The sequence below is a fragment of the Clostridium sp. ZBS2 genome (assembly GCF_023845855.1).
Classification (GTDB): Bacteria; Bacillota; Clostridia; order Clostridiales; family Clostridiaceae; genus Clostridium; species Clostridium aquiflavi.
Map to the genome: position 1 here is coordinate 1 of NZ_JAMQIF010000197.1, position 227 is coordinate 227.

Consider the following 227-nt stretch of genomic DNA (forward strand, 5'->3'; position numbering starts at 1 on the left):
CCATTGCAAAGTAATAAATAATCATATTCTATATCATACTTCTCCATTAAAGGTATTACCATGTCATAACTTCTACCTGTTGATACAATTAATTTATGTCCTCGTTCTTTAAGCTTATTAATTAAAGTTAAATCCTTATCATTTCTTAAATTGTTTCCAACTACTAAAGTTCCATCTAAATCACTTGCTAAAAGCTTCATATGTACCCCACTTTCAATTCTCAACTA

At 28.2% G+C, this 227-nt stretch carries 1 protein-coding gene; it reads right to left on the bottom strand.

Annotated features, from left to right (window positions below):
- Nucleotides 1-200 (bottom strand): HAD family hydrolase (locus NG918_RS16915; protein WP_252227231.1); only part of this gene is annotated, 200 nt, incomplete at its 3' end.
- Nucleotides 201-227 lie beyond the last annotated feature (27 nt).